Genomic DNA, 23373 nt, shown 5'->3' on the forward strand with positions numbered 1-23373 from the left:
TTACAAGGTGGACAATTCAACACTCGAAGTGCAGGTTCAATACGCTTTAGTTTTGTGTTTACTACACTTCAAAGTCGATACGCTTGATAATTCCCTCCCAACCGGGAGGGATTTTTCCTTGAAGGACATAAGAATAGGCCAGCAACTCGGCAATTACATAATACAGCGATTCTGGGATATCTTGCCCCACATCAAGGGTAGCAAGGACTTCGCTTAAGTAAGGGTCTTCATGAATTAATATCCCGGTTTCTTCAGCCATGGCTATAATGGCTTCCGCCAAATCTCCGTAGCCTTTTGCTACCACTTTAGGTGCGTTTTTTTTATCGCCGCCGTCATATTTTAGTCCGATGGCGCGTTTTGCCTTTTGCGAATCAGTCATAAACGCTTTACCTAAACCCTAGTTTCAAAGATTTGATGAGGACGCGAATTTAATGTGTCCGGAATGTGGCCTCGCTGGTAGCTGGTGTTTTCAACAACCAGGCCGAGGGAAGTAAGACGTTTATGTAAATAGGGTAGGGTGTCTCCGATACGTTTAAGTACCTCATCGCTTGAGGCATACAAATCTAAAGTAATGGTGCTTTTATCAATTTTAGATTTTGCCAACACTTGTCCGCTGTCACCAATATCCAGTTTCATCGTGATATTCCAAAGAGAACGTTGGCCTGCTTGTGCGTGCTTATTGTCTTGGCCACCCTGCTCTCGTTTTATCAAGAGTTCTGGTGGACTTTGATGTTGTGAAAGTGATGGCAATACATAATAGAAACTATCTTGCCCTTGAATACGGCTATCTACATTAGCAATTTTGTTTTGCTGGTGGCTACTTAGCAGCGTTTTAAGTCGAGAAAGCAGCTGTTGTCGGCCGTCTAGCTGGTTCATGTCTTGGCTAACGCGACTTGGTTGAGTCGTTACCCCCATATTCGCTAACGTTTTTGAAACGATAGAGTCAGGCGCATCTATTTGCGTTTTTAAGCCAGGCTGACGCTGCATGGCACGCCCCGCTAGTGCTAATTGAACTAAGGCGACCAGCCCTTGAACGAAGCTGGAAGCGTTTACGGGTGAGGATAAGTTTATTGGTGTGGTAACCAGCGCCTGTGAGGATATAAGATGCTGCAAGCGTTGCGACAACCCTTGCTCGTTCATATCGGGCGTTAGTTTTTTCGCGCCGTTTTTTACATCGCCGACAGCGCCTACGTTCTCGCCAGCTACGCTCTCGTTTGATTTTGAACCCGCTATAGTGACGTGACTATCTGAAACCACTGGTGGTATCTCTGCGCCTTTACCTTGTGTAGCCGCTAGTTGCGCAGCAATATTACTCAGTAAGCTATTCGATAAACCTTTGGCTTGTGTGCTTAATGCTTGTGCGAGAGAGGCAAATGACACAAGAGAAGGCTTACTTCCGCTGTCTTTTCCTTGCGTGCCAGTGGTCTCGGGTGACATGACACCTTTTCCGTCAGTCAGAGAAGCTTTTGCCGTTGCTAGCAGTTGTTCACTGGAAGGCTTAGGCGGGCCGATAAAAGCTCCATTAGATATTTTGACTTGCGAAGGTTTCGCGTTGAGTGCATCAAGGCCTTTTAGGTGCTGCAAAATTTTATCGAAATGCTGGGCTCCATGTGCTTGAGGAGCGCCGCTGCCTGGCGGTGACTTTCCATTCTCAACAATAGCAACGAGTTGGCTTAATGCTTGGCTCGTACTGCCTGTTTGGCTCAATAATACCCGAGAAAGTGTACTAATTGCGTTGTGTACATCCGTTCCTTTAAGCGATGTGGGAGCCGCTGCTTTTAGGTTTGTAATGGATGAAGAGGCTTCGAGCGAGCTATTTCCCGTGACGGCATCGAGCCCTTTCGCCGTCACTTTTGGTAATTGTGTAAGGTCAAGTTTATTTACCTGCTCCAGATTCAAAGTTGGAGCCGAAAGGGAAGGGGCCTTGCTCTGCGGCAAACTTATTTGTAATAACGCGCTTTGTTGCGCAGTGCGAATTGAGAGTTTGCTACCCGTTAAGGTTAACGCTGAAAGCACTTTTAACGCGCTGGTGTCTGCACCTGAACTTTGTAACAGCGCGTTAAGTTGTGGCGGGTTACTCAAGTTACGCTCAACTGCAACGCCGCCTTGCTTAAGAGCGCTGGAAATTAGCTGTTGCTGTAAGTTGGTACTTACATTTTTATGGGTTATAGCGGCGAAATTATTGTGGTTGGCTCTTGGGGCAGCACTTTCATTGGAAAAACCTTGAGAGATTTGCAGCGCGATTCCACCGTTGTTAGCTCGGCTTAGTCCTATAACAACCTGCTGGCCAACCAGCTTTTGAAGCGCTGCTTTCGCCGTGCTATCCAGCTTTTCAGTGTTTATGTCTGTAAGGGGAACACCCTCGTTTTTAGCCGTGGTGAGAATGAGTTGCCCAAAGTTTTCGCTCTTTGTAGAAATAGCAAGCTGACCTTTAAGCGTAACGGCGGCGTTATTTGCAGCAAGCGCTTGTGCCACGGCTTTCAGTAATTCAGCTTTATCAGGCGCAGACAATGACGCGCCTTGTTGAGACAAACTTGTAGAAAGGAGTATTGCAGACTGAGCGCTTAACTGACTCTGCGGAGCATTTTGAACACTTTTCGTTTCTGGGTTTGAGACCTGGTCTGAAATTTGAGGCAGAAGAGCAATTTGCGCATTATGAATAGCGTGTTTGGAGAATTTAGCGCTAACTTCTGCGGGTAAGACAACGTGCAATACTTGGGCGACCGACGGCGCTAAATTTGACGATGCATTACTCGATGTCATCGTTATCGATAGCACTCGTTCAGGCAAGCGTTCAACTATCACTTTCGCCGCATTGTCTAAAACGGTAGCCTGCGAAAGCGCAGCGTTGGCAATCACAGGCGTTGCTCCTCGACTCGAGCCTTGAGTAGCGGCATCTGTAGACGATAAAGCGGCCGAGACAGGCGACGTCAGGCCAGTTGTTTGATTTAGAGCGGCTGCCAATAGAGATGATAGTGGTGTTGTCATAATTGAGATATCGGCAATGTCGCGCTTTTCCTTACTTATTTGAGTATAGCAAAGCTCTGTTTGGCAGTTTCGTTATTGACCAGTTGATAAGATGAAGCAAAAGAATTCATCCTTTAGGCGGAGGGATAACACTTACTCACGACGGATGGCTCTCAGGAAAAATACCTTTGTCACTGAAGTAAATCATATTTAATTGGAATTCGCGACTGCGAAAAAGCGTTCATGTGGTAGACTAGCGCCATTTTTTAGAACCTCTTTTTAAGGTTGGAGTAGCCAGGTAGTGTTAGAGGCGCGCGAATTAACCTGCAGCAAACGAGACAGAACCCTTTTTGAAGGGCTTTCACTGGTTGTCGAACCCGGTGAGTTGCTGTATTTACGCGGTCCTAACGGTGCAGGGAAAACCAGCTTGCTGCGCATATTAACAGGACTGAGTTCACCTGATTCAGGTGCAGTATTGTACAACGGCATGGACATTTCAGAGGACAAGACAGGTTACTACCGAGACCTTTTTTATCTTGGCCATAAAAGCGGAACTAACGGCAGTCTCTCTGCCCTAGATAATCTATCGTTCTGGCTAGCTCAACATAATGTATCGGTGCCTGTTAACACGCTTTTTGATGTATTAGAGAAAGTGGGATTAGTTGGACTTGAAGATGTGCCCGTAAGGTATTTATCGGCCGGTCAACAGCGTCGTGTGGCGCTATCGAGACTGTGGCTAAAGCCAGCAAAGGTGTGGATACTGGACGAACCGTTTACAGCGCTTGATGTAAAAGGGGTTCACATGCTTGAAAAAAGTATGAAAGAGCACGTTGGTCGCGGCGGTCTCATCATTACTACTTCGCATCAACACCTATCAGAAACTGCAGGGGAACACCGTGTATTCGATTTGGAGTACCGCTTTTAATGTCACTGTACCAAGGAATTTTTAAGCGCGACATGCAGGTTGCGTTCAAGCAAAAAGCAGAATTAGTGCAACCTCTGATGTTTTTGCTGATGGTGGTGACCTTATTTCCCTTAGGCGTTAGTCCGTCTCCCGACACCCTTCAACGCATTGGACCAGGGGTAATATGGATTGCGGCAATTTTGTCATCGCTCATGGCGATGGAAAGGCTTTTTCGCGATGACTTTCAAGACGGGGCGCTAGAGCAGTACATGTTATCTGGTATGCCATTACCAGCGGTGAGTGCGGTAAAAGTGGCTGCCCATTGGCTGGTTAGCTTTGTACCATTATTGCTGTTGTCTCCGCTACTAGCCATGTTTTTGAATTTAACGGTCGATATGTATATCGCTCTTGTCTTAACCTTGATATTGGGGACGCCGTTACTTTCCTTAATTGGTGCCATTGCAGTAGGGCTTACCGTTGGATTGCAAAAAGGTGGAGTACTGTTGGCACTGCTACTAATCCCTGTCTTTATTCCGTTACTGATATTTGCCACGTCGGCTGTGGATTCTGCCGCACTGCAATTACCTTATCATGCGCAACTTGCTATTATTGCCGCCATGCTTTTATTGGCTGCGGCATTGGCACCGTTTGCCATCGCATATTCTTTAAAAGTGAGTCAAAACTAATGTGGAAGTGGTTACATCCCTACGCAAAAACAGAGCGAGCCTATCAGCTTTGTTTAACTTTACAGCCTTGGTTTTGGGTTGGCGCTCTAGCGTGTTTAAGCGTAGGCACCGTGTGGGGGCTGGCCTTTGCGCCTCAAGATTATCAGCAGGGCGATTCATTTAGAATCATCTATATCCACGTACCTAGCGCCATTTTGTCTATGGGCACCTATGTGGCCATGGCGATTGCGGCCTTGGTGGGTATGGTTTGGCAGTGGCGCACCGCTTATATGAGCATGATTGCTATGGCGCCTATCGGCGCAGTAATGACGTTTATTGCTCTGTTCACCGGCGCCGCTTGGGGTAAACCAATGTGGGGCGCTTGGTGGGTATGGGACGCACGCCTAACATCAGAACTTATTCTGCTTTTCTTGTACATGGGCGTGATTGCGCTCTACGGTGCTTTTGAAGATAAGCAACAGGCGGGTAAAGCCGCAGGCGTAATGGCGCTGGTGGGCGTTGTAAATATTCCCATTATTCACTACTCGGTAGAGTGGTGGAATACGTTGCATCAAGGGGCGACTATCAGTAAATTCGACAACCCTTCGATTGCCCCTGAAATGCTGTGGCCGTTGTTAATTAACCTGCTGGGCTTCGCTTTTTTTATTGGGGCTGTGACCACTGTACGATTACGTAATGAGATTGTGCTTAGAGAAATGCACCGACCTTGGGTACAAGCGCTAGCAATGAATAAAGCATTAAATCAACAACCTGGTGATGCGGCTACTGCTAGTTTAAAAGAGGGCAGTTAAGATGCAGTTTGAATCCTTTGCCGATTTTTTAAATATGGGAGGCTATGCATTTTATGTATGGCTTTCGTTTGGCGTTACGTTCTTAGCAATGGGCATTATCGCTATTCAGAGTTTTAGTAAACATCGCGACCTGTTAAAGCAGGTAGTGGTGGAAAAAGAACGCAAAGCGCGTATTAAAAAAGCGCGACAGCAACAGCAAGACAACACCTAGTGTTAATATGAAAAGTGAACTTAGCATTCATTTGCGTTTTTATTGTTTATTAGTTTTTTCGAAGTGAGAGTTGCATGAACCCGAGACGAAAGCAGCGACTAGCCGTAGTGGGAATTATCGGTTTTTTAATAGTAAGTGCAATTGGACTGATGCTTTACGCGCTTAACGACAGTATTGATCTTTTTTATACGCCGAGCGAGATCATTGAAGGTAAAAACGGACAGAAACCGCAGGTTGGCCAGCGTCTTCGTATAGGCGGTATGGTGGTACCTGGTAGTGTGAAAAGGGATCAAGAAAGCTTAGCGGTGAGCTTTGACCTTATCGATACCGGCCCAACGGTGACTGTGACTTACACCGGCATCCTTCCTGATTTATTCCGCGAAGGTCAGGGCATTGTAGCGACGGGTGTACTCACTGGCGCGAGCAACATTAAAGCGCAGGAAGTGCTGGCTAAGCACGATGAAGAATACATGCCGCCTGAGCTAGCTGAAAAAATGAAGGGCATTAAGCACGTTAAACCTGAAAATATGCCATCCTACGAGTCGACTACCGGCAGCGGAGGCAAGTAAATAATGGTGCCCGAGATTGGAAATATTGCGCTGACGCTTGCGCTAGTGCTCTCTATATTGTTGGCCGTTTATCCGCTATGGGGCGCTCACCGTCAGCACGAAGCGTTAATGGCAACGGCCAAACCGCTGGCGATAGGCTTATTTACCTTCACGCTTATTGCCTATGTATGCTTAACCTATGCCTTTGTAACCGACGACTTTAGTGTGGCCTATGTTGCCCAGCACTCAAATAGTCGACTTCCTATCTATTATAAAATTACCGCTGTGTGGGGCGGCCACGAAGGCTCATTTCTGCTGTGGGTGCTGATGCTTTCCATATGGACAGTAGCAGTGGCGATATTCAGCAAGGGTATTCCTCTTGCTATGGTCGCACGGGTGCTGTCGGTATTGGGAATGGTGGGCATCGGTTTTTACTTATTCATGCTGCTTACCTCAAACCCGTTTAACAGCATGCTGCCATTTTTCCCGGTCGATGGGCGAGATCTTAATCCGCTGCTGCAAGATTTTGGCATGATCATTCACCCGCCTATGCTTTACATGGGTTATGTTGGCTTTTCTGTCGCGTTTGCTTTTGCAATTTCAGCACTAATTTCAGGGCAGCTAGACTCAACGTGGGCACGCTGGTCAAGGCCTTGGGTTATCTCTGCCTGGGCGTTTCTCACCGTGGGTATTGCGCTGGGTAGCTGGTGGGCGTATTACGAACTTGGCTGGGGTGGCTGGTGGTTCTGGGATCCAGTCGAGAACGCCTCTTTCATGCCTTGGCTGGTCGGTACTGCACTTATGCACTCGCTAGCCGTAACCGAAAAGCGAAAGGCGTTTAAGTCGTGGACCGTACTGCTGGCTATTGCCGCATTTAGTTTGAGTTTACTTGGTACCTTCTTAGTACGTTCTGGAGTGATTGTTTCGGTACACTCGTTTGCAAGCGATCCTACCCGAGGCTTATTTATACTGGGAATATTGATTGTACTTAGTGGCTTTGGATTGCTGCTTTACGCTATGCGTGCTGCTTCACTTAAAAGCCCTGGCCGCTATCAAGCATTTTCCCGTGAAGTGTTGTTAATGGGTAACAATGTATTTTTGTGCGCAGCAACGCTGGTTGTATTGTTGGGTACCCTACTGCCTCTTGTACATAAAGAGTTAGGCCTAGGCAGTATTTCGGTAGGCGCCCCGTTCTTCAATCAAATGTTCACGTTATTGATTGTGCCATTCGTACTAATGCTAGGTCTTGGCCCGCTTACGCGCTGGAAACAGCAAAAAGCCAGTGAATTACAAAAACAGTTATTAATCGCTGGCGGTATTGCGCTAAGTGCCGGTGTACTAGTTAACTTTGCCTATGATGAACCAACTTATATGGGCGTTTTAGGCATGGTGTTGGTGTTTTGGATCCTAGTCACTACGGTGCAAGAGGTGATGCAGCGTCTATCGGCAATGCCATCAAGTAACAGTGACAATGCTTCGGTACTATCTAAACTTCGCAAGCTTACGCCAAGTCACTGGGGAATGGTGCTGGGCCATGTGGGTTTTGCTATCTGCATTATCGGCATTACCCTTGTTTCAAACTATGAAATGGAGCGCGATGTTCGCATGGACATTGGCGATACCGTTTCTCTTGGCGGCTATGACTTTAGCTTTAGGGATGTCGTCAAAGTTCAAGGCCCGAACTTTGAGGCGGACAAAGGCGTATTCGACGTTTATCAAAACGGAGAATTAATCGCGCACCTAGAGCCTGAGAAGCGCTTGTATATCGTACAGCGTATGCCGATGACTGAAGCCGCTATTCACTCAAATCTCGCAAGGGATTTGTTTATCGCTATGGGTGAGCCTTTGGACAATGGCGCATGGGCCATCCGTATTTACATTAAACCGTTTGTTATCTGGCTATGGGCGGGTGCAGTGGTTATGGCTATAGGCGGTATTTTTTCTATTAGCGACAAACGTTACCGCATGGCTAAGGTTAAGAAGATCAAACGTGTATTTGGTGGGAAAAGTGAGAACGACGCAGAGCAATCTCATGGTCAAGTATCCACTCCATCAAATACGTCAGTGAAAGGAGGCGCATAATGAAAAAAGCACCACTCGTTGCTATTCCGTTAGTGTTGTTTTCTTTGCTGGTCATTTTTCTGTTTAAAGGGCTTTTTTCTGACCCCAGAGAGTTAGATTCTCAGGTTCAGGATAAGACGTTACCTGTATTCTCTCTGCCAGACCTGATGAAGCCAGAGGTGACCTATACGCCTGAAGATTTAAAGGGCAAGGTAACCATATTAAATGTATGGGGTGTATGGTGCGTGACCTGCGCTGTTGAGATGCCGTACCTAACTCAGCTAAAGAACGAACAAAACGTTTACATTGTGGGTTTGTATTTTGATCAGGACTTAGACCCAGACTTTGGCACAAAAACACTGAGCCGTGTTCAGCAAGAAGTTACCGACATGCTCAGCCGTTACGGTAACCCTTACGCGTATAATATTTTTGATGTCTATCGCGATACGTCGCTCGACCTTGGCGTAACAGGAGCGCCTGAGCACTTTGTTATCGACGCCGAAGGCATTATTCGCATGCACCACATAGGCGATATTAACGAGCGTGTTTGGAACTCCAAAGTTGGCCCGCTATACAACAAGCTGGTGGCAGAAGCGTCTGGCAAAACAGGCAATGATAAAAAGGTAGATGTGGATGCAGTTATGGGCTCAGAGCCTACATTGTCGAACACGCTTAATGAAAAGAATAATCAGAGCACTGCAATTGCACAGGGAGGGGAATAATTATGTTATCGGACACTTCCTCCCACGGTCTCGCGTTCTTTAAAGCCACTATGCTAAGCGTTTTTACGCTGCTGATTGTGCTTAGCGCTTTTTCGATAAGTGCGGCAGAAGATAAGTTCTCTTTCGATACGCCTGCTCAGCGTGAGAGCTTTTTAAAGCTTACCGCCGAATTACGCTGCCCTATGTGTCAAAACCAGAATATTGCTGATAGCGACGCCATGATTGCCCATGACATGCGCCGAAAAGTTTACGCGTTGTTAAAACAAGGCAAAACAGAGCAGGAGGTGATTGATTTTATGAAGTCGCGCTATGGCGATTTTGTGCATTATCAACCGCCGGTTACGGCTGCGACCTTGTGGCTTTGGGCCGGTCCAGTCTTGTTTATTTTAATTGCCCTGATTGTGGTGGTTCGCCGCAAATCGGTAACACCACCAGAAGATATGGCTGCTAAGTTAGCTAAAGCAGATGAAATGTTGGAGCGAGAGAAAGAATGAGTTGGTCTGAGTTTTATATCATTGTTTCAGGCTTAATTACGCTTGTTCTATTAATTGTTGCTTTCCCATGGCTGCGTAATAAAAACCACGCAAAACAAGACAGTTTGAGCAATACGCAAATTGTTAAGCAGCGTCTTGCTGAACTTGACCGTGAAGTACAAGAAGGCCTCATCAGCGAGCACGATAAGCGCCAAGCCATTGATGAACTAAAACTAGCGCTGGTAGATGAAAGCGCATTTCAATCTCATAAAACGGGTAATGCAAAACTTCCGCTCGCGATTGGCGCCGTGCTTGCGATAGCCTGTGGAGTGATTGTATATGCGCAGGTAAACCAAATGGGTCGTGTTACCCAGGCAAGCCAAGCTATTGAAGCGTTGCCCGAATTGAGTCAACAGCTTGCCAGCGGTAATGCGAATAACCTGACCCAACAAGACATTGCTAGCCTTGCTCTTGCTATACGCCAGCGTTTGAGAGAAGAGCCCGAAGACGACACGGGATGGATGTATTTTGGCAGATTGATGCTGAGTATTGGTCAAGAAGTGCAGGCCATTGAAGCTATTGATAAAGCGGTGAGTTTGGCGCCGTCTAATTCAGCTAATCGCATTACGCTTGCTCAAGCCTTGATGACCACAGGGGATGTAAATAATCTGGAACGTGCGCAATCTATCTTGTTGGGCTTGCTAAACGACAATCCAGAGAATGATAATCTTGCGCTGATGATGGCGGTGGTCTCTGCTCAACTTGGCGATCTTGAAAATACTCAGCGTTTTTATAAGCAAGTTGAAGGTAAGTTACCAGCAGATAGCGACATGGCGCAGCGTTTAGTTGCGCGTATAAAAGAGCTAAAAGGGAATACCAATGAAATGGCAGCGCTACAAAATACGGGAATTGAGCCTGCGAATGTGTCAACAGCTCAAAGTGATAGCAGCGAAGCACAAACCGGCTTTAATATTACGGTAAATTTATCTGACGAGGCTTACACAAAAGCGCCTAAAGAGGGTTTTCTGATAGTTTTCGCTCAAGACGCAAGCTCTGACAACAAAATGCCCGCTGCTGTAGTTAAACTGCCCATAGATGACTTTCCCGTTTCTGTTACTCTAACCACGGAGAACGCAATGATGCCACAATTTACGCTAGCCACGCTTTCTGATGTGGTGGTTACCGCAAGGATATCTAATGATGGTAATGTGGCTGTTTCGAAAGGCGAATGGCAAGGCAGTGTGAGTGCAAGCGTTACTGCCAACGAAATATCTTCACTAAGCGTTATTATTGATAAGGAATTATAAGTATGGAACTGTCTAAGTCACTCGCAACTGGGTTGATTATTGCCGCAAGTCTTTTAGGTGGCTGTGCGAGTAACCATACTCAAGATCAGGCTCAAGCGTATTCTCAAGACACTGGGGCGAGCGCGGCTGTAGTGGATACTTCAGACCCCCGCGACCCGTTCGAGCCGGTTAACCGTGAAATCTGGGATTTTAACTGGGATGTGTTGGATGCCTACATTTTACGCCCAATAACGGTTACTTACGTGACGGTAATGCCTCAGCCTGCGCGAACTGGTTTGGTGAACATCACGGACAATCTACAAGAGCCTGCGAACTTTTTGAATAATATGTTTCAAGGTAAGGTTGATGATGGCTTAGATAGCTTGGCTCGTTTTTTAATTAACACCACGGTAGGGTTAGTTGGCACGTTTGATGTTGCGTCTAAAATTGGTATTGAGCGCAAACGTGAGCAGTTTGGTGAAACTCTGGCTGTGTGGGGATTAGATACCGGACCTTTCTTAATGCTGCCGTTTTTAGGCCCAAGTGATCCGCGAAGCTTTACCGGTGATTATGTCGACGGTTTTGCATTTCCAATGTCGTTACTTGAAGGTTCTGTAAACTTAGCGCGTATTGGTATTTCGGTACTTGAAACAAGAGCCCAATTACTTGATCAAGAAGCGCAGCTAGAGCAGTCTGTTGATGACTATGCTTTTGTGAAAAATGCTTATTTTGAGAATCTAGAATTTCGTGTTACTGACGGTAAAAGCGGCGATAAAGCCATTGATGATGAGCAGCTAGACGACTTCGCTGATTTTGAAGCGATGTTGGAAGGCAATGACTTTGATAGCTATGAAGAAGCGTCAGAAGAAACAGTCGAAGAGTCTACAGATTCAGAAGATGCGTCAGCTGAAGACAGTGAGAAAGCGAAGCTAAAAGAAAAAGACGCCAAGTCGGAAGACGGCAAACAGAGAAAGAGTAATAAATAAAACGATGTTGGATAAAGTTCGGGGCAGGGTTTAGTTATTATTATCTAATCTCACGTTCAACGTCACTCCAGCCATATATGCGCCGCATAAAAAAAGCCATGCTCAACAGCATGGCTTTTTAGTTCTGGAAAGTTGAACAGACCTATCGGCAGCGTTCAGATGCAAAACTAGTCCTTTGGATAGCCCATTGGGTTTTGCGACTGCCAATTCCATGTGTCGGCACACATGTCTTCCAAGCCTTTTTCTGCATGCCAGTTAAGCTCCGTAGCAGCTTTTGTTGGGTCGGCATAACAGGCTGCCACATCGCCGCTTCTGCGCGGTGCAATCTTATAGGATACGGTTCTACCCGAGCCTTTTTCGAAAGCTTTGATCATTTCGATGACTGAATAGCCCTGACCTGTACCCAGATTGTATTTGTCTAAGCCCATGTTAAGGTTTAAACGATCAAGTGCTTTCAAGTGACCATTGGCAAGGTCAACAACATGGATATAGTCGCGAACGCCTGTGCCATCAACGGTATCGTAGTCGTCACCGAACACGCTTAGCTGCTCTAGCTTACCGGTAGCAACCTGAGAGATATAGGGCATTAAGTTGTTCGGAATACCGTTCGGATCTTCACCGATCTGGCCAGATTCGTGTGCGCCAACGGGATTGAAGTAGCGAAGCAATACAATGTTCCACTCGTTGTCCGATACGTAAAGATCGCTAAGCATATGTTCAACCATAAGCTTCGACATACCATAAGGGTTTGTCGGGTGGCCTGTGGCCATATCTTCACGTAGCGGTAGCGATGCTGGATCGCCGTAAACCGTTGCAGATGAGCTAAACACAATATTTTTTATATTGTGCTTCTGCATAGCTTTACATAGCGTTAGCGTGCCGTACACGTTGTTTTCATAGTATGAAAGTGGCTTTTGCACAGACTCGCCGACGGCTTTTAAACCGGCAAAGTGAATAACGGCATAAATGTTATGCTCGCTGAATATGTCATCTAACACGGCGGTATCGCGAATGTCACCTTGAACAAACGTAACCGACTTGCCTGTTAACGCTTCTACGCGACGAAGTGATTCAGCACTTGCGTTTGCAAGGTTATCCAGCACTACAACACCGTAGTTTTGTTCAAGTAACTGTAAAACTGTGTGACTACCTATATAGCCTGCACCACCAGTGACTAAGATGGTCTTCATGCATTCTCCTTGCTAGACGGTTGCGCAATGTATTTAGCGCAGATGGAATATTGAATAGGTTTTACAACCAATGGATAAATTAAAAATACCACAAAAGCCCACAGTAACGAGGTCCAATTTGACGCGGTTTGAAGAATAAATGCGAATACGGGGACAATGACGAGTAACTTTAGCACATTCAGTAAAGTCTTCTCAGGGACAGATAGCCGCTTTGCGGCCTGATCAAGCAACTTAACGCGCTCTGTCAGTGGAAGACCTTTTAAGGCAGGAATGTCTCTGGTAGAAAAATAAAACTTCATAGGTTTATGCAAATGCCCTTAATAAAAAACCGCCGGAACGTTACGTTGCGGCGGTTATTGTAGGGTAATTGGTCAGCACTTAAAACATGCTAACAATAAATTACGCTTTTTGTTCAATGCCTGCTTTTTCCCAGAAACGAGATTTAAAGCTCATTAAACCAATCACGATGGCAATGGCAATGCTAAATAGGGCAATCTGAAGATACAGGTCTGGCATCTGCTCTACGTTTTCTGGGTCGAAGTTACCTGAAAGTAAGCCAGCAATGATGTTACCAATAGAGTAAGTCAGTACGAATACCCCCATCATTTGCCCTGCGAAACGCTTAGGCGATAGCTTACTTACTGCACTTAGTGCAACTGGGCTTAGGCACAGCTCACCAACAGTGTGTAAGAAGTACGTAGTAACCAACCACATAGGCGCAACTTTAAGGCCTTGTGCAGCATATTGCGACGCCATAAACATTACCAAGAAGCCCGACGCCATAATAACGATACCTACGGCACACTTAATCGTGTACGACGGGTCAATCATTTTCTTAGCAAGGTTAATCCAAAGAGCAGCGAAGAAAGGCGACAAAATAATGATAAATAGCGAGTTTGAAAGCTGGAACCATACCGTTGGGATAGCGTCCATCCCAAACCAAGAGGTAAGTAGCGAGCCGCTTTCAAGTACGCGGTCGGTGTAGTTCTGAGCGAATAAGTTGAGTGAAGAGCCAGCTTGTTCGAAACCAGACCAGAAACACGCTGAAGCAACACACACTAAGAACAACGCCCACATACGCTTCTTCTCGTTGTCGCTTAGCTGACCTTTGAAATAAATAAAACCAAAGTAAGCGAAGAAAATAATGGTAAATACAACGGCAACTTGTTGAGCAAGAGCTACAGGCTCAATAACGATAGTGCCCATGTGCGCAAGCACAATTACCACAACAGCAAGTGCAATCACTGCCCATACGCCCATCCATGCGCGCTGTTTAGCCGCACCTTGATATGGATTTGCAGGAGAAACAGAATCAGCCGATAACGAACGGTTGCTGAAGTAATATTGAATTAGGCCGATTGCCATACCGATGGCAGCTGCACCAAATGCATAGTGCCAGCCCCAGTTTTCCTGTAAATAACCGGTAACTAGGTAGGCGATGAGTGAACCGATGTTAATGCCCATGTAATACAGCGCATAACCACTGTCACGACGGCCGTCGTCGTCACCATATTGCTGGCCAACCATTGCTGAAATGTTAGGTTTAAGTAAGCCAGTACCTGAAGCAACAAGGATAAGGCCAACGAAGAAAAGGTTTTGCAAATCTATGGCGAGTACCACGTGGCCTGCGAAGATAATAATACCCCCGTACCATACGGCATTCTTACCACCAATTAAGCGGTCCGCTAACCAGCCGCCCGGTAAACCTAGGAAATATACCGCACCTGTGTATAGGCCGTAGATAGCGCCAGCGGTTGCAACAGTAAAACCTAAGCCTTGTGTCTGTAAGCTCGCGGTCATGAAAAGAACGAGTAGCGCGCGCATTCCGTAATAACTCATGCGCTCCCACATTTCTGTAAAGAATAGCGTTCTTAGGCCCCCTGGATGGCCGAAAAAGCTAGTATCGTTAGATGGTTTCATAATTATATTTTAATTCCATATTGCTTATGGTTGTTATTGTAGAGCACTTATAGGATAGGCTCTTTGATAGTAGTCCGTAAGGCGGATAGCTTCTTATACTAGAGCTTGCTTAAAGACACAAGATTTGGGCGACAAACTTCATTAAAGCTGTGTCAACCGACTAAGTCTTGAGCGACTTAGTCGATTAAACTGTTGGCTTGCTAAACAGATGGAGGCACTAAAGCTCGCGGATAGTAGCTACTACAATTCGTACTATTCCGTAAATAAGCAGCAATGACACACCAAAAAGAACAAGGTTATAGATAACCGTGGGGTAAGCATTATCATCTGGAAGGGTAGGTGATTCTACAGTTACCAAGTGTTGTAGTTTTTGATATGCCTCGACTCGCGCATTTTCTAGTGTAATCAGCGATGAAGAGTACGCTTGAATGGCCAATTGAAGCTGAACCTGAAGGTTACTGTATTGCGCCATTAATTCACTGACTGACAGGGCTTCACTTTCTCCTTCAGCGGTACTGATACGCTCTTTTTGCTTTTCTACTTCTTTTTGTAGTGCAGCTATTTCACGCTTAATGTTTATCACTTCTGGTGCGACGTTAGACATCATGGTCGACATTGTGCTTAGTTCAGCTTTTTTCTGGGCAAGGGTCGCTTCCAATGAAAAAGCGATTTGCTGAAACGCTGCACCTTCAGCAGTAGGGTCGAGCACGTTGTATTTGGATTGGAAGCCTAAAATTTCAGTCTTTGCTTGTTGTAGCTTTTGTTCAACAATCTCGTGTTCACCCTTAGCAAACGTAAGCTTTGATTTAGCCAAGTTGTTATTGATGTTATTAATAAACTCTTCCGCTTTATCAACAATAGCTTGGTTAATTATTTGCGCATATTCAGCGTCGAACGCGCGGGTTCGCAAACTAATTACAGAAGATGCCGAGTCCACGCTAACTTCAATATGGTTCAGATAAAACTGATAAAAGTCCTCTTGCTTGTGTGACGATGACAGGCCACTAAACAAATCGGCTTTGTCTGACATGTAATGATCTCGAAGGCCAATAGTCTCATCGAGATACTTAATCATATCTGCAGACTGAATATACGCTTCTACAAGCTGACTTTCCGTGCCGCCGGATGCACCAGAAACACCAGCTGCCATCAAGAGAGATGAGGGGTCGAAACTGCTGCCGCCATCGCTAGATTTTACAATTAACTGACTTTTACTTTCGTATTGAGGTGCAGCCCATAAAAAAAGATATAGGGCGTAAAGCACCCATGGAAGTACAAGCAACAGCATTTTGTGTTTGCTGAGAAGGGCATTGAGCTGTGTAAGAGATTTTTCCACTGTGATTTGAACCTATTTAAGTGATTTCTTATTGTCTGCATCCTGCGTATAAACGTCGATGCCTTCTTCGAGATCGTGATAATAAGTAAGTTTGCCTTCATCTATGATAACGGCAGACGTACAGAACTCGCGGATTTGGTCAAGTTCATGGCTAACCATAATAACGCCCGCTTGTTCACTTTTTTCTTTTAGCGATAAACGCGCTTTTTTTCTAAACAGCGGATCGCCTACTGAGGTTGCCTCATCGATAAGGTAAATATCAAAATTGATATTCATACAGCACGCAAACACGAGTTTGGCGCGCATACCTGAGGAGTATGTGCGCACGGGAAGGTCGAAGCGTGCGCCGAGTTCGGCAAATTCTTGCACTCGCTCTTCGTATTCTGGAAGCGATTTGACGTTGTTAATTCGGCCCACAAAACGCGTATTTTCTCGCCCTGTCATTTGCGGGTGTACACCTGTTTGAAGGGCAACCGGCCACGACATGGATTTATTCGTTAAAACTCGGCCTCTGTCAGGGTATTCGCTTTTTGCTAGCATACGGAAAAGAGTCGACTTACCCGCGCCATTTTTACCCAAAATTGCGACGTTGTTTTCCGTAGGAAAATCAAAATTCAAATTTTTGAAAATATATTGAGGGCCCATTTTACTGGGGTAACTCTTTGTTAGATTCTCAATTCTTATCATCGTGACAACACCTTCTTCCACGTAATGTGGTACATCGCAAGGCTAAGAAACAATGAGATTATTGTTACTTCGTAAAGGAAAGTCAGTGATACGCCCTTAGTGCCATAAGATTCAAAGCATGCATAACGAGCAAGCTCATTAAAATGTACTAATGGATTCCACGTAAGGTACGGCCAATATTCCTCAGGAAGGTCTTGTAGACTGAAAAATACGCACGAAATAAACATTAGTGGACGAGTAAGTACAGATTTAATCTTGTCTACCTCTGGAATAAAAGCTGCCCCAATCGCAAATATGAGACCGACAGATATTGAGAAAACCCATAACAAAAGAAATAGAGAAATTAATAGCAGTGGGTCGTTCACGGTAAATGTTTCGCCCATCAAATATAGCGCCGCAATTAAAAGTATTACTACTAAAACTTTGATCGAGAACTCTAGAAAGCCTGCAGTGAGTACTGAAGAAATTGGTTGAACCTGGCGAAATGCGTATAGCGGCTTATTTCTTCGAATTGCAGTGGAAACTGATTGCAAACATGATGTCAAAGACTGCAAGCCCACCATTCCAATCATCATGAAAAGAAAAAGAGGTATAGAATGTATAACGCTCCCGCTTATCAAACCCCGTAGATATGACATTAAAAATATGAACGTAAAAGGTTCAAGGAATGCCCATCCCAACCCAAACTTATCGTTAAATTTACTTTGAAGCTCTCGCAGGAAAAGCGCGAATATCACGCCTCTCCATGCATAGAGCTGATCTTTAAAAGTTACCATGTTTAGTTAGTAGCGACGTTAGCTGCAATAGCAATTTGATAAACAATCTGAGTAATGTCTTTAACCGCTTGCAATAGCTTGGTATCGATAGCAGGCAATACGATGATCTGATCACCTGGTTCTAACTTACTATCGTTGCTTGCTAGGAATGAGCTGTTGATGCTGGTAAAGGTAACATTACCATTTTTACGAACAATAAGGATTCGTTCGTCTTCAGCACGTTCAGTGAAACCGCCCGCCCAAGCAACATAATCTTCAGTCGTGGCTTCTGGGTTAAAGACTACTGACTGAGGAAGTAACACTTCACCACCTACGTGCACTAAGTCAGTTACCTCTGGGATGACAATAGTGTCATTCGGTTCTAGCAGAATATTTGCGATATCACCATTTTCAGAAACTACGACTCTGCCTTGAGGCTCAATTTGGCGAGCACGTGCGATAAAGTCAGCGACAAGCTGAGCTTCTTGGGCACGGATGGCTCCTTCACCCGTCGAGCTAATGGGAGCGGTATAAATGCTCCGCTCAAGACGCTGAAGACCTTCTTCGATGATTTCTTTTTGCTTTACAGCAACACTTTCTCTTAACAGATAAATATTCTGGGTATCAGAAAGGGCTGTATCTGCTTCGATGTGATCTAGTACATCGATAAGGCGTGTGCCTTTATCAACCATAATCTGAGATGCGCCAGCAAATGCGCCAGCCACATTAATGCGATAGATTTGGGGCTCGTGGTCAGCAAGGTATTCAACCGTGTCGCCTGCACTTAGTTCAAGTGAAGCAAATTCATCCAAACTCAAGTAGCGAGCGAACTGTTTGTTATTTCGAATACCAGATACCGAAGCATGGGAGGAAAACTCACCTGGTCGCGCAAAGTAATTCACCACGCCGCCGTTCAATTCTTCGTTAAGAAACTCAAAGGTGAAGCTATTTCGAGCGCCTGTTTCAACGACAATAGTGTTGCCAATTGGGTGCACTAATATGGTATCGCCATCTTTAAACGACATCTGAGGCAACTTACCATTTCTGAAAAATGCATATAAATCGGCAGTAGCGACTACTTTACCATTGCGCACTACGTCTATCTGCCTAAAACTTCCGCGCTGAAAATCAATACCACCAGCGCGTTTTAGGTAATACAGCACGCTATCTGAGGCGAGGCCTGCATATTGACCAGGTCTTAGCACCGGGCCAGAAACGAAAATTGACACGGGCGTTGATGTAAGAAGGTTAACGTAAACATTTACATCGTTTGTATAAACCTGTCTGATTTTTGCAGTAACGGTTTGATTTACACTGCCAGCAGGTGTATTTGCAACACGGATAGGACCAATGTTAGGAATAAAAATATTGCCTTGATTATCAACGGTTACTACGTCAGAAAAGTTAACCGCCCCCCACAGCCATATTGAAATTTTATCGCCCGGTGCAACGAGATAGTTATCATTAAGACCTGTGCTGCGTTCTGACTCAAATCCACCAATAAATAAGTTGGCTGCAAAAGGTGGGTTTTCCATAGGCGCTTGCGCAGGAAAAACAGTATCAATAGTTGGCTCGCCAGGTAAGTTTACGCCATTACGAGGCTGGGTTGAAAACTGTCCCATGGCATTCGCAGAACCGCTAGCGCCTGGAAGCGTTCGCTGGGTTGAAATACTCAGTGGCGATACGGACTGATTAGCAATGCCGCTACTCTGGCTCTGCTGAGCTCTTTCTCTTAATTGCTGCAATTGTTCCATGCTTTGCGCGCTTGCAGTGCCCACATAAGCGAAAAGAAGTGACGTTGCACAAGCCGCTAGCGTCAGGCGCTTTAAAGTTTTTTTGATGCTGGTTGACTGCATTTATCTATTCACCTTGCACTGTTGCCGAAGCTACTAAGGGAGTAATAACTCGCCATTGACCGTTTCGCTGACATGTCGTCATTTTACGCTGAATATCAGAAGACGCTGTTTCACCGTCTTGTAAAGAAAATCGGATACATTTATTGCCTGTGGCGGATATATAGTGCTTCAAGGACTCGTATTGGTGGCCATTGAAGCGTATTGAAAATGATTCCTGCGTATCATGATAAATGTTGGCTTTTGGAATATTTATTGCAAGCTCTCTGTCCGGTGCGAGGGAATAAGCAAGAGAAGAATGCACCAAAGGAATGTCAGCCTTAGTGGCTGTAGGAGTGTTAGAACACCCAGCTACGCCTACCGTAACTACGATAGGTAAAATTAGACGAGATAATTGTTTGAACATTAGCTTTCATATCCATATAGCAATTTCGCGCTAGGATAACATAAGTTTTAAAAAAAGCATGTTCGCTATCGCAGTTGCTGAATTGTCTGAGTCTTCACCAAGACCGCAATATAGAAGACAAGTTCATATCAATAGTGTAACTCGATATGTTTTTGGCATTGCAAAGACTGGAAATAGACGAGTAAGTTAACAGGTTAAAGGAATAAAGAAGTTTTTCTATCGTTACAAAAGAAGCTGAGATAGTTCGAGAGAGGCGGCGAGAAGACGCACAACAGGTTCTCTTTTTAGCGGTGATTAAGGTTATTCTCGCAACAAATGAGTTTTTGACACGTTTTGATACGTTATTTATGCATGAAGGGTGGTTACTTAGACAAATGTTTTATATTATATCGAAGTTTTCTATCCGCATACTCATAACAAGATGCCCTCATCACGCTGGAAGAAATGGAAGTTGTAAATAAATGGAAGCAACATTTAGTTTTTTATCAAGATTTGCATGTGTATTGACAGAAACTACTACAAATAGCTGTGTTTTTGTCGGTAACGCGAGGTTGTGTGTTTTATGCTAGCTTACTTGCAGTTTGTCCCGCTTTTTACTGCATTTTTCGTCGCCCTTATCCTTTTGGTGGTCATGACGCCTTTAGCGCATCAATTTGGTTTAGTTGACCAACCATCAGCGCGAAAACGTCACGCCGGAATTGTACCTCTTACAGGTGGCGTGGCTATTTTTATGGCCGTCCTTGTTGCCAGCGTTGTTACTGACGTTTGGATGAAGAACGAGCCCTTGTTTTTTACCGCATCGGCGTTTGTTGTGTTACTTGGTATGCTAGACGACCGCTTTGATCTCAGTGCCAAAGGCCGCCTTATGTGCCAATTTGGTGTTGCAGCGATCATGGCATGGAGCGCGCAAAACTATATTACATCTCTGGGTAATATCTTCGGAACAGGTGAGGTATTTCTCGACCTAGGTGGGTATTTCTTTACGATCATTTGTGTGGTCGGTGTCATCAATGCGTTTAACATGATAGACGGTATTGATGGATTAGCCGGCGGTATGAGCCTTGTTATTCTATTAACAGTTGCGGGCTTTTTGATCTTTACTGGTAACGGAGCCTCCATCATGGAGCCGCTTATCATCGTTGCAGCTATTGTTCCGTTTCTTGCTTTTAATTTGAGTTGGAAAGGGTTTAAAGGCAATAAGATATTTATGGGTGATGCTGGCAGTATGTTCGTTGGGCTCACTATCGTTTGGTTGCTTGTTGATCACACTCAAGGTGAAGCTGCCGCATTTAGGCCCATTACTGCGGTGTGGTTAGTCGGCCTTCCATTAATGGACATGGCCGCGATCATGTATCGCCGTGCACGGAAGGGGCAATCAATGCTCAAACCTGACCGTCAGCACCTTCACAATATCTTTATGCGTGCAGGGCTTAGCAGTAGAAAGTCACTTGTTGCTATCCTTTTGCTCGGAGCATGTTATTGCTTAATCGGTATATTAGGAGAAGTCTATCAGGTAGCTGAAGCCGTCATGTTCTGGGGCTTTATTGGGCTACTCGTCGTGTACAGTCTTGTTATCCAACATATTTGGAGTGTACTGCGCTTTGTGAAGCGATTAACCGCATAGTTTGAGTAAAATCGTGGCAGGCTTAGTAAAATCTCTGTAACATGCCAACAAATAAAAGCGCACAATTAAGGCGCTTTTATTTTCTTTGTTACTTTTTTACGTTGGTAAAATTTCTTGATAAATCAATTCTCTATTCTTCAAAATAACAATAAAAAACAGCATGTCGAATCGATAATTGCTATGGCGGTTTACCAAGCTGACAATGCGAAGTGGCTTCGCGAAGCCATTGAAAGCATGACTGAGCAGTCTTACACAGATTTTCTTTTCGTTATTGTCGCCGACGGACCTGTACCTCAAAAAATCACTCGCGTACTAGAGGATGTAGTAAGTAAAGACGACAGGGTAATAATAGCGTCGAATAGTCACAATGTGGGACTAGCAAGTAGCATGAACTCAGTTGCTGAGTTCGGTATGCAATTTAACCCATCGTTTTTCATAAGAATGGATGCGGATGATATTTCTGAAGAAAACCGCCTTCTACGTCAAATCACCTACCTCAAAAAGCACAGCAATATTTCTGTATTAGGATCAGCGCTAACAGAAGTTAACGAAAGTGGTGTTAAAGTTGGCGCGCGAGTAATGCCCGCTTCGCACAGGCAGATCGTTCGTATCTTGCCGAGACGATGCTCGCTAAACCATCCAACAGTAGTTATTCGTTACAATGTATTTAATGATGGGCATCGTTACGACAGTGACTTGTTAAACACACAAGACTATTTTTTCTGGATAAACTTAGCGTCTAAGGGGTATATCTTTAGGAACTTAAAAGATCGACTTTTGAAGTTCAGACGAGTTAATAACTTTTATAAACGTCGAGGTTTAAGTAAGTCGCTCAACGAGTTCAGAGCACGTTTATATGCCATACGTAAATTAAAGCAACTTTCACCCTATAACTTTTTTTACGCTTGTGGTGTTTTAGCATTGAGGTTAATGCCTGGAAAAGTGGTTAAACTTGCCTATAAACTTGATAGACATTTACTGGAAAGGTTTGGTAAACATTGAGCGTCGGCGTTGTTGTTATACTATTTAATCCTGATGTTGAGCACGTGCGTAGTCTCATCGATGCGTTTTGTGCCCCTGACTGGAACGTCATCTTAGTTGATAATTCTCCAAGTCCTCAGCAGGCTCTTTTAACAACTGATGTTACTTATCTTCATTACCCCTCAAATATTGGTATCGCTCACGCTCAGAATGTCGGCTTGAAAGTGCTCTTTAATGAGGGAAGCGACTACGCCTTTTTGCTTGATCAAGATAGCTTGTTCTCTCCCGATATTGCTGTTGAGTTAGTGAGGCAATTCCAAGACCTTGAGCAACGTTCCCCAATTGCAGCCATAGGCCCTTCGATCTATTGCCAATTTTCAGAGTGTGTCGATCAGGGTGTTCTGCAAAAAGGGAAGCAGGTTTCCGAAAAGTTAAAAACAGTAAAGCAAATCATTGCCTCAGGCATGTTAATTTCCAAACGTGCTTTTGAACGCGTGGGTGAAAAAGAAAATGAGCTCTTTATCGATGGCGTTGATCACGAATGGTGCTGGCGTGCTCGAGCCAAGGGCATGGTTATCTATCAGTCGCTCAGTGCATGTATGCCTCATCGACAAGGCGATGATAGAGTGAAAGTTTGCGGTGTGACATTCAAGCAGGGCGCACCGATAAGGCTCTACTATCAGTTTCGCAACGTACTCATTTTAGCACGCCGCCATTACGTACCTCTTTATTGGAAACTTCGTCATGTTTGTGCAATACCTCTGAGGTATCTTGTAAACAGATATTGCTTTGAGCAAGGCAAAATGCGAGGCGCTTTCATGTGGGCAGGACTCAAAGATGGATTAAAACGCAAAACCGGCCCCATAGAGCATGCATTAATTCCAAAAAGTAGTGTGAAAAAAAGCGACACTTGATGTGTAGGAAAGGAAGGATAAAGCATAAAAACTTTCACTATCGTGGTGCATTAGATATTATTTATCCCTAAT

Annotated in this window: 23 protein-coding genes; 13 read left to right on the forward strand and 10 right to left on the reverse strand. The window is 44.9% G+C overall.

Annotated elements, in window-relative coordinates; genetic code table 11:
* Positions 1-61 precede the first annotated feature (61 nt).
* Together MHM87_RS17605 and MHM87_RS17610 are read right to left on the reverse strand one after the other, a co-directional pair.
* Positions 62-379 carry an EscU/YscU/HrcU family type III secretion system export apparatus switch protein gene (locus tag MHM87_RS17605; RefSeq protein ID WP_239260417.1) on the reverse strand — a complete coding sequence of 106 codons (318 nt, stop codon included), beginning with the start codon at positions 377-379 and terminating at the stop codon, positions 62-64.
* An 11-nt stretch (positions 380-390) separates the two neighbouring features.
* On the reverse strand, positions 391-2988 hold the full coding sequence (locus MHM87_RS17610; protein ID WP_239260419.1) for a flagellar hook-length control protein FliK: 2598 nt from the start codon (positions 2986-2988) through the stop codon (positions 391-393).
* A gap of 280 nt (positions 2989-3268) precedes the next feature.
* Here MHM87_RS17610 and ccmA point away from each other — a divergent pair, with 280 nt between their 5' ends.
* The 10 genes from ccmA (at position 3269) to MHM87_RS17660 (ending at position 11635) form a co-directional block, all read left to right on the forward strand.
* A complete protein-coding gene (ccmA, locus tag MHM87_RS17615) occupies positions 3269-3892 on the forward strand; it encodes a cytochrome c biogenesis heme-transporting ATPase CcmA (RefSeq protein ID WP_049585958.1) in 624 nt (207 codons plus the stop codon).
* Positions 3892-4557 carry a heme exporter protein CcmB gene (gene ccmB, locus MHM87_RS17620; RefSeq protein WP_069943849.1) on the forward strand — a complete coding sequence of 222 codons (666 nt, stop codon included), beginning with the start codon at positions 3892-3894 and terminating at the stop codon, positions 4555-4557. Before ccmA ends, ccmB begins: the two co-directional genes overlap by 1 nt.
* Positions 4557-5348 carry a heme ABC transporter permease gene (locus tag MHM87_RS17625; protein ID WP_014948513.1) on the forward strand — a complete coding sequence of 264 codons (792 nt, stop codon included), beginning with the start codon at positions 4557-4559 and terminating at the stop codon, positions 5346-5348. The genes ccmB and MHM87_RS17625 overlap by 1 nt, the downstream gene beginning before the upstream one ends.
* Position 5349: 1 nt before the next feature.
* Positions 5350-5559, forward strand: coding sequence for a heme exporter protein CcmD (ccmD, locus tag MHM87_RS17630; protein ID WP_014975830.1), 210 nt, complete (start codon positions 5350-5352; stop codon positions 5557-5559).
* Between the two features lie 74 nt (positions 5560-5633).
* Complete coding sequence (gene ccmE, locus MHM87_RS17635; protein ID WP_039223316.1) at positions 5634-6128, forward strand: cytochrome c maturation protein CcmE; 495 nt, start codon at positions 5634-5636, stop codon at positions 6126-6128.
* A 3-nt stretch (positions 6129-6131) separates the two neighbouring features.
* Entirely contained in the window at positions 6132-8189 is a 2058-nt protein-coding gene (locus MHM87_RS17640) for a heme lyase CcmF/NrfE family subunit (protein WP_202941061.1), read from the forward strand.
* On the forward strand, positions 8189-8890 hold the full coding sequence (locus tag MHM87_RS17645) for a redoxin family protein (RefSeq protein WP_239260421.1): 702 nt from the start codon (positions 8189-8191) through the stop codon (positions 8888-8890). The genes MHM87_RS17640 and MHM87_RS17645 overlap by 1 nt, the downstream gene beginning before the upstream one ends.
* Positions 8891-8892: 2 nt before the next feature.
* Entirely contained in the window at positions 8893-9384 is a 492-nt protein-coding gene (locus tag MHM87_RS17650; protein WP_239260423.1) for a cytochrome c-type biogenesis protein, read from the forward strand.
* Positions 9381-10670, forward strand: a complete 1290-nt coding sequence (gene ccmI, locus MHM87_RS17655; protein ID WP_239260425.1) for a c-type cytochrome biogenesis protein CcmI — start codon at positions 9381-9383, stop codon at positions 10668-10670. The genes MHM87_RS17650 and ccmI overlap by 4 nt, the downstream gene beginning before the upstream one ends.
* A gap of 2 nt (positions 10671-10672) precedes the next feature.
* The gene (locus tag MHM87_RS17660; RefSeq protein WP_239260427.1) at positions 10673-11635 is read left to right on the forward strand and encodes a VacJ family lipoprotein; all 963 of its coding nucleotides are present in this window, start codon (positions 10673-10675) and stop codon (positions 11633-11635) included.
* A 167-nt stretch (positions 11636-11802) separates the two neighbouring features.
* On the opposite strand, the gene galE is transcribed toward MHM87_RS17660, so the two are convergent.
* From galE to MHM87_RS17700, 8 genes are all read right to left on the reverse strand, one after another.
* A complete protein-coding gene (gene galE, locus MHM87_RS17665; RefSeq protein ID WP_239260429.1) occupies positions 11803-12825 on the reverse strand; it encodes a UDP-glucose 4-epimerase GalE in 1023 nt (340 codons plus the stop codon).
* Positions 12822-13124: a DUF6170 family protein gene (locus MHM87_RS17670; protein ID WP_014975838.1), complete on the reverse strand. Its 303-nt coding sequence runs from the start codon at positions 13122-13124 to the stop codon at positions 12822-12824. The genes galE and MHM87_RS17670 overlap by 4 nt, the downstream gene beginning before the upstream one ends.
* Positions 13125-13224: 100 nt before the next feature.
* Complete coding sequence (locus MHM87_RS17675; protein ID WP_239260431.1) at positions 13225-14745, reverse strand: peptide MFS transporter; 1521 nt, start codon at positions 14743-14745, stop codon at positions 13225-13227.
* 217 nt (positions 14746-14962) lie between these two features.
* Entirely contained in the window at positions 14963-16081 is a 1119-nt protein-coding gene (locus MHM87_RS17680; RefSeq protein WP_239260433.1) for a capsule biosynthesis protein, read from the reverse strand.
* A gap of 12 nt (positions 16082-16093) precedes the next feature.
* A complete protein-coding gene (locus tag MHM87_RS17685; protein ID WP_039230569.1) occupies positions 16094-16768 on the reverse strand; it encodes an ABC transporter ATP-binding protein in 675 nt (224 codons plus the stop codon).
* Positions 16765-17544, reverse strand: a complete 780-nt coding sequence (locus MHM87_RS17690) for an ABC transporter permease (RefSeq protein WP_239260435.1) — start codon at positions 17542-17544, stop codon at positions 16765-16767. The genes MHM87_RS17685 and MHM87_RS17690 overlap by 4 nt, the downstream gene beginning before the upstream one ends.
* Before the next feature lie 2 nt (positions 17545-17546).
* Positions 17547-19379: a polysaccharide biosynthesis/export family protein gene (locus MHM87_RS17695; RefSeq protein WP_239260437.1), complete on the reverse strand. Its 1833-nt coding sequence runs from the start codon at positions 19377-19379 to the stop codon at positions 17547-17549.
* 4 nt (positions 19380-19383) lie between these two features.
* Complete coding sequence (locus tag MHM87_RS17700) at positions 19384-19782, reverse strand: hypothetical protein (RefSeq protein ID WP_239260439.1); 399 nt, start codon at positions 19780-19782, stop codon at positions 19384-19386.
* A 562-nt stretch (positions 19783-20344) separates the two neighbouring features.
* Here MHM87_RS17700 and wecA point away from each other — a divergent pair.
* The 3 genes from wecA (at position 20345) to MHM87_RS17715 (ending at position 23301) form a co-directional block, all read left to right on the forward strand.
* A complete protein-coding gene (wecA, locus tag MHM87_RS17705) occupies positions 20345-21406 on the forward strand; it encodes a UDP-N-acetylglucosamine--undecaprenyl-phosphate N-acetylglucosaminephosphotransferase (protein ID WP_239260441.1) in 1062 nt (353 codons plus the stop codon).
* 114 nt (positions 21407-21520) lie between these two features.
* A complete protein-coding gene (locus MHM87_RS17710; protein WP_101563627.1) occupies positions 21521-22408 on the forward strand; it encodes a glycosyltransferase in 888 nt (295 codons plus the stop codon).
* Positions 22405-23301, forward strand: a complete 897-nt coding sequence (locus MHM87_RS17715; protein ID WP_239260443.1) for a glycosyltransferase family 2 protein — start codon at positions 22405-22407, stop codon at positions 23299-23301. The genes MHM87_RS17710 and MHM87_RS17715 overlap by 4 nt, the downstream gene beginning before the upstream one ends.
* The last annotated feature ends 72 nt before the right edge of the window (positions 23302-23373 follow it).

Origin of the sequence: Alteromonas sp. Cnat3-28, assembly GCF_022348265.1 — a bacterium.
In the GTDB taxonomy this organism is placed as follows: domain Bacteria; phylum Pseudomonadota; class Gammaproteobacteria; order Enterobacterales; family Alteromonadaceae; genus Alteromonas; species Alteromonas macleodii.

What these genes read in the sequence shown, in the direction of transcription:
- ccmI (WP_239260425.1), top strand. Translation starts at nt 9,381, where the DNA reads ATGAGTTGGTCTGAGTTTTATATCATTGTTTCAGGCTTAATTACGCTT.
- ccmE (WP_039223316.1), top strand. Translation starts at nt 5,634, where the DNA reads ATGAACCCGAGACGAAAGCAGCGACTAGCCGTAGTGGGAATTATCGGT.
- ccmD (WP_014975830.1), top strand. Translation starts at nt 5,350, where the DNA reads ATGCAGTTTGAATCCTTTGCCGATTTTTTAAATATGGGAGGCTATGCA.
- ccmB (WP_069943849.1), top strand. Translation starts at nt 3,892, where the DNA reads ATGTCACTGTACCAAGGAATTTTTAAGCGCGACATGCAGGTTGCGTTC.
- MHM87_RS17640 (WP_202941061.1), top strand. Translation starts at nt 6,132, where the DNA reads ATGGTGCCCGAGATTGGAAATATTGCGCTGACGCTTGCGCTAGTGCTC.
- MHM87_RS17610 (WP_239260419.1), bottom strand. Translation starts at nt 2,988, where the DNA reads ATGACAACACCACTATCATCTCTATTGGCAGCCGCTCTAAATCAAACA.
- wecA (WP_239260441.1), top strand. Translation starts at nt 20,345, where the DNA reads ATGCTAGCTTACTTGCAGTTTGTCCCGCTTTTTACTGCATTTTTCGTC.
- MHM87_RS17670 (WP_014975838.1), bottom strand. Translation starts at nt 13,124, where the DNA reads ATGAAGTTTTATTTTTCTACCAGAGACATTCCTGCCTTAAAAGGTCTT.
- galE (WP_239260429.1), bottom strand. Translation starts at nt 12,825, where the DNA reads ATGAAGACCATCTTAGTCACTGGTGGTGCAGGCTATATAGGTAGTCAC.
- MHM87_RS17605 (WP_239260417.1), bottom strand. Translation starts at nt 379, where the DNA reads ATGACTGATTCGCAAAAGGCAAAACGCGCCATCGGACTAAAATATGAC.
- MHM87_RS17685 (WP_039230569.1), bottom strand. Translation starts at nt 16,768, where the DNA reads ATGATAAGAATTGAGAATCTAACAAAGAGTTACCCCAGTAAAATGGGC.
- MHM87_RS17660 (WP_239260427.1), top strand. Translation starts at nt 10,673, where the DNA reads ATGGAACTGTCTAAGTCACTCGCAACTGGGTTGATTATTGCCGCAAGT.
- MHM87_RS17695 (WP_239260437.1), bottom strand. Translation starts at nt 19,379, where the DNA reads ATGCAGTCAACCAGCATCAAAAAAACTTTAAAGCGCCTGACGCTAGCG.
- MHM87_RS17645 (WP_239260421.1), top strand. Translation starts at nt 8,189, where the DNA reads ATGAAAAAAGCACCACTCGTTGCTATTCCGTTAGTGTTGTTTTCTTTG.
- MHM87_RS17650 (WP_239260423.1), top strand. Translation starts at nt 8,893, where the DNA reads ATGTTATCGGACACTTCCTCCCACGGTCTCGCGTTCTTTAAAGCCACT.
- MHM87_RS17625 (WP_014948513.1), top strand. Translation starts at nt 4,557, where the DNA reads ATGTGGAAGTGGTTACATCCCTACGCAAAAACAGAGCGAGCCTATCAG.
- MHM87_RS17690 (WP_239260435.1), bottom strand. Translation starts at nt 17,544, where the DNA reads ATGGTAACTTTTAAAGATCAGCTCTATGCATGGAGAGGCGTGATATTC.
- MHM87_RS17700 (WP_239260439.1), bottom strand. Translation starts at nt 19,782, where the DNA reads ATGTTCAAACAATTATCTCGTCTAATTTTACCTATCGTAGTTACGGTA.
- MHM87_RS17675 (WP_239260431.1), bottom strand. Translation starts at nt 14,745, where the DNA reads ATGAAACCATCTAACGATACTAGCTTTTTCGGCCATCCAGGGGGCCTA.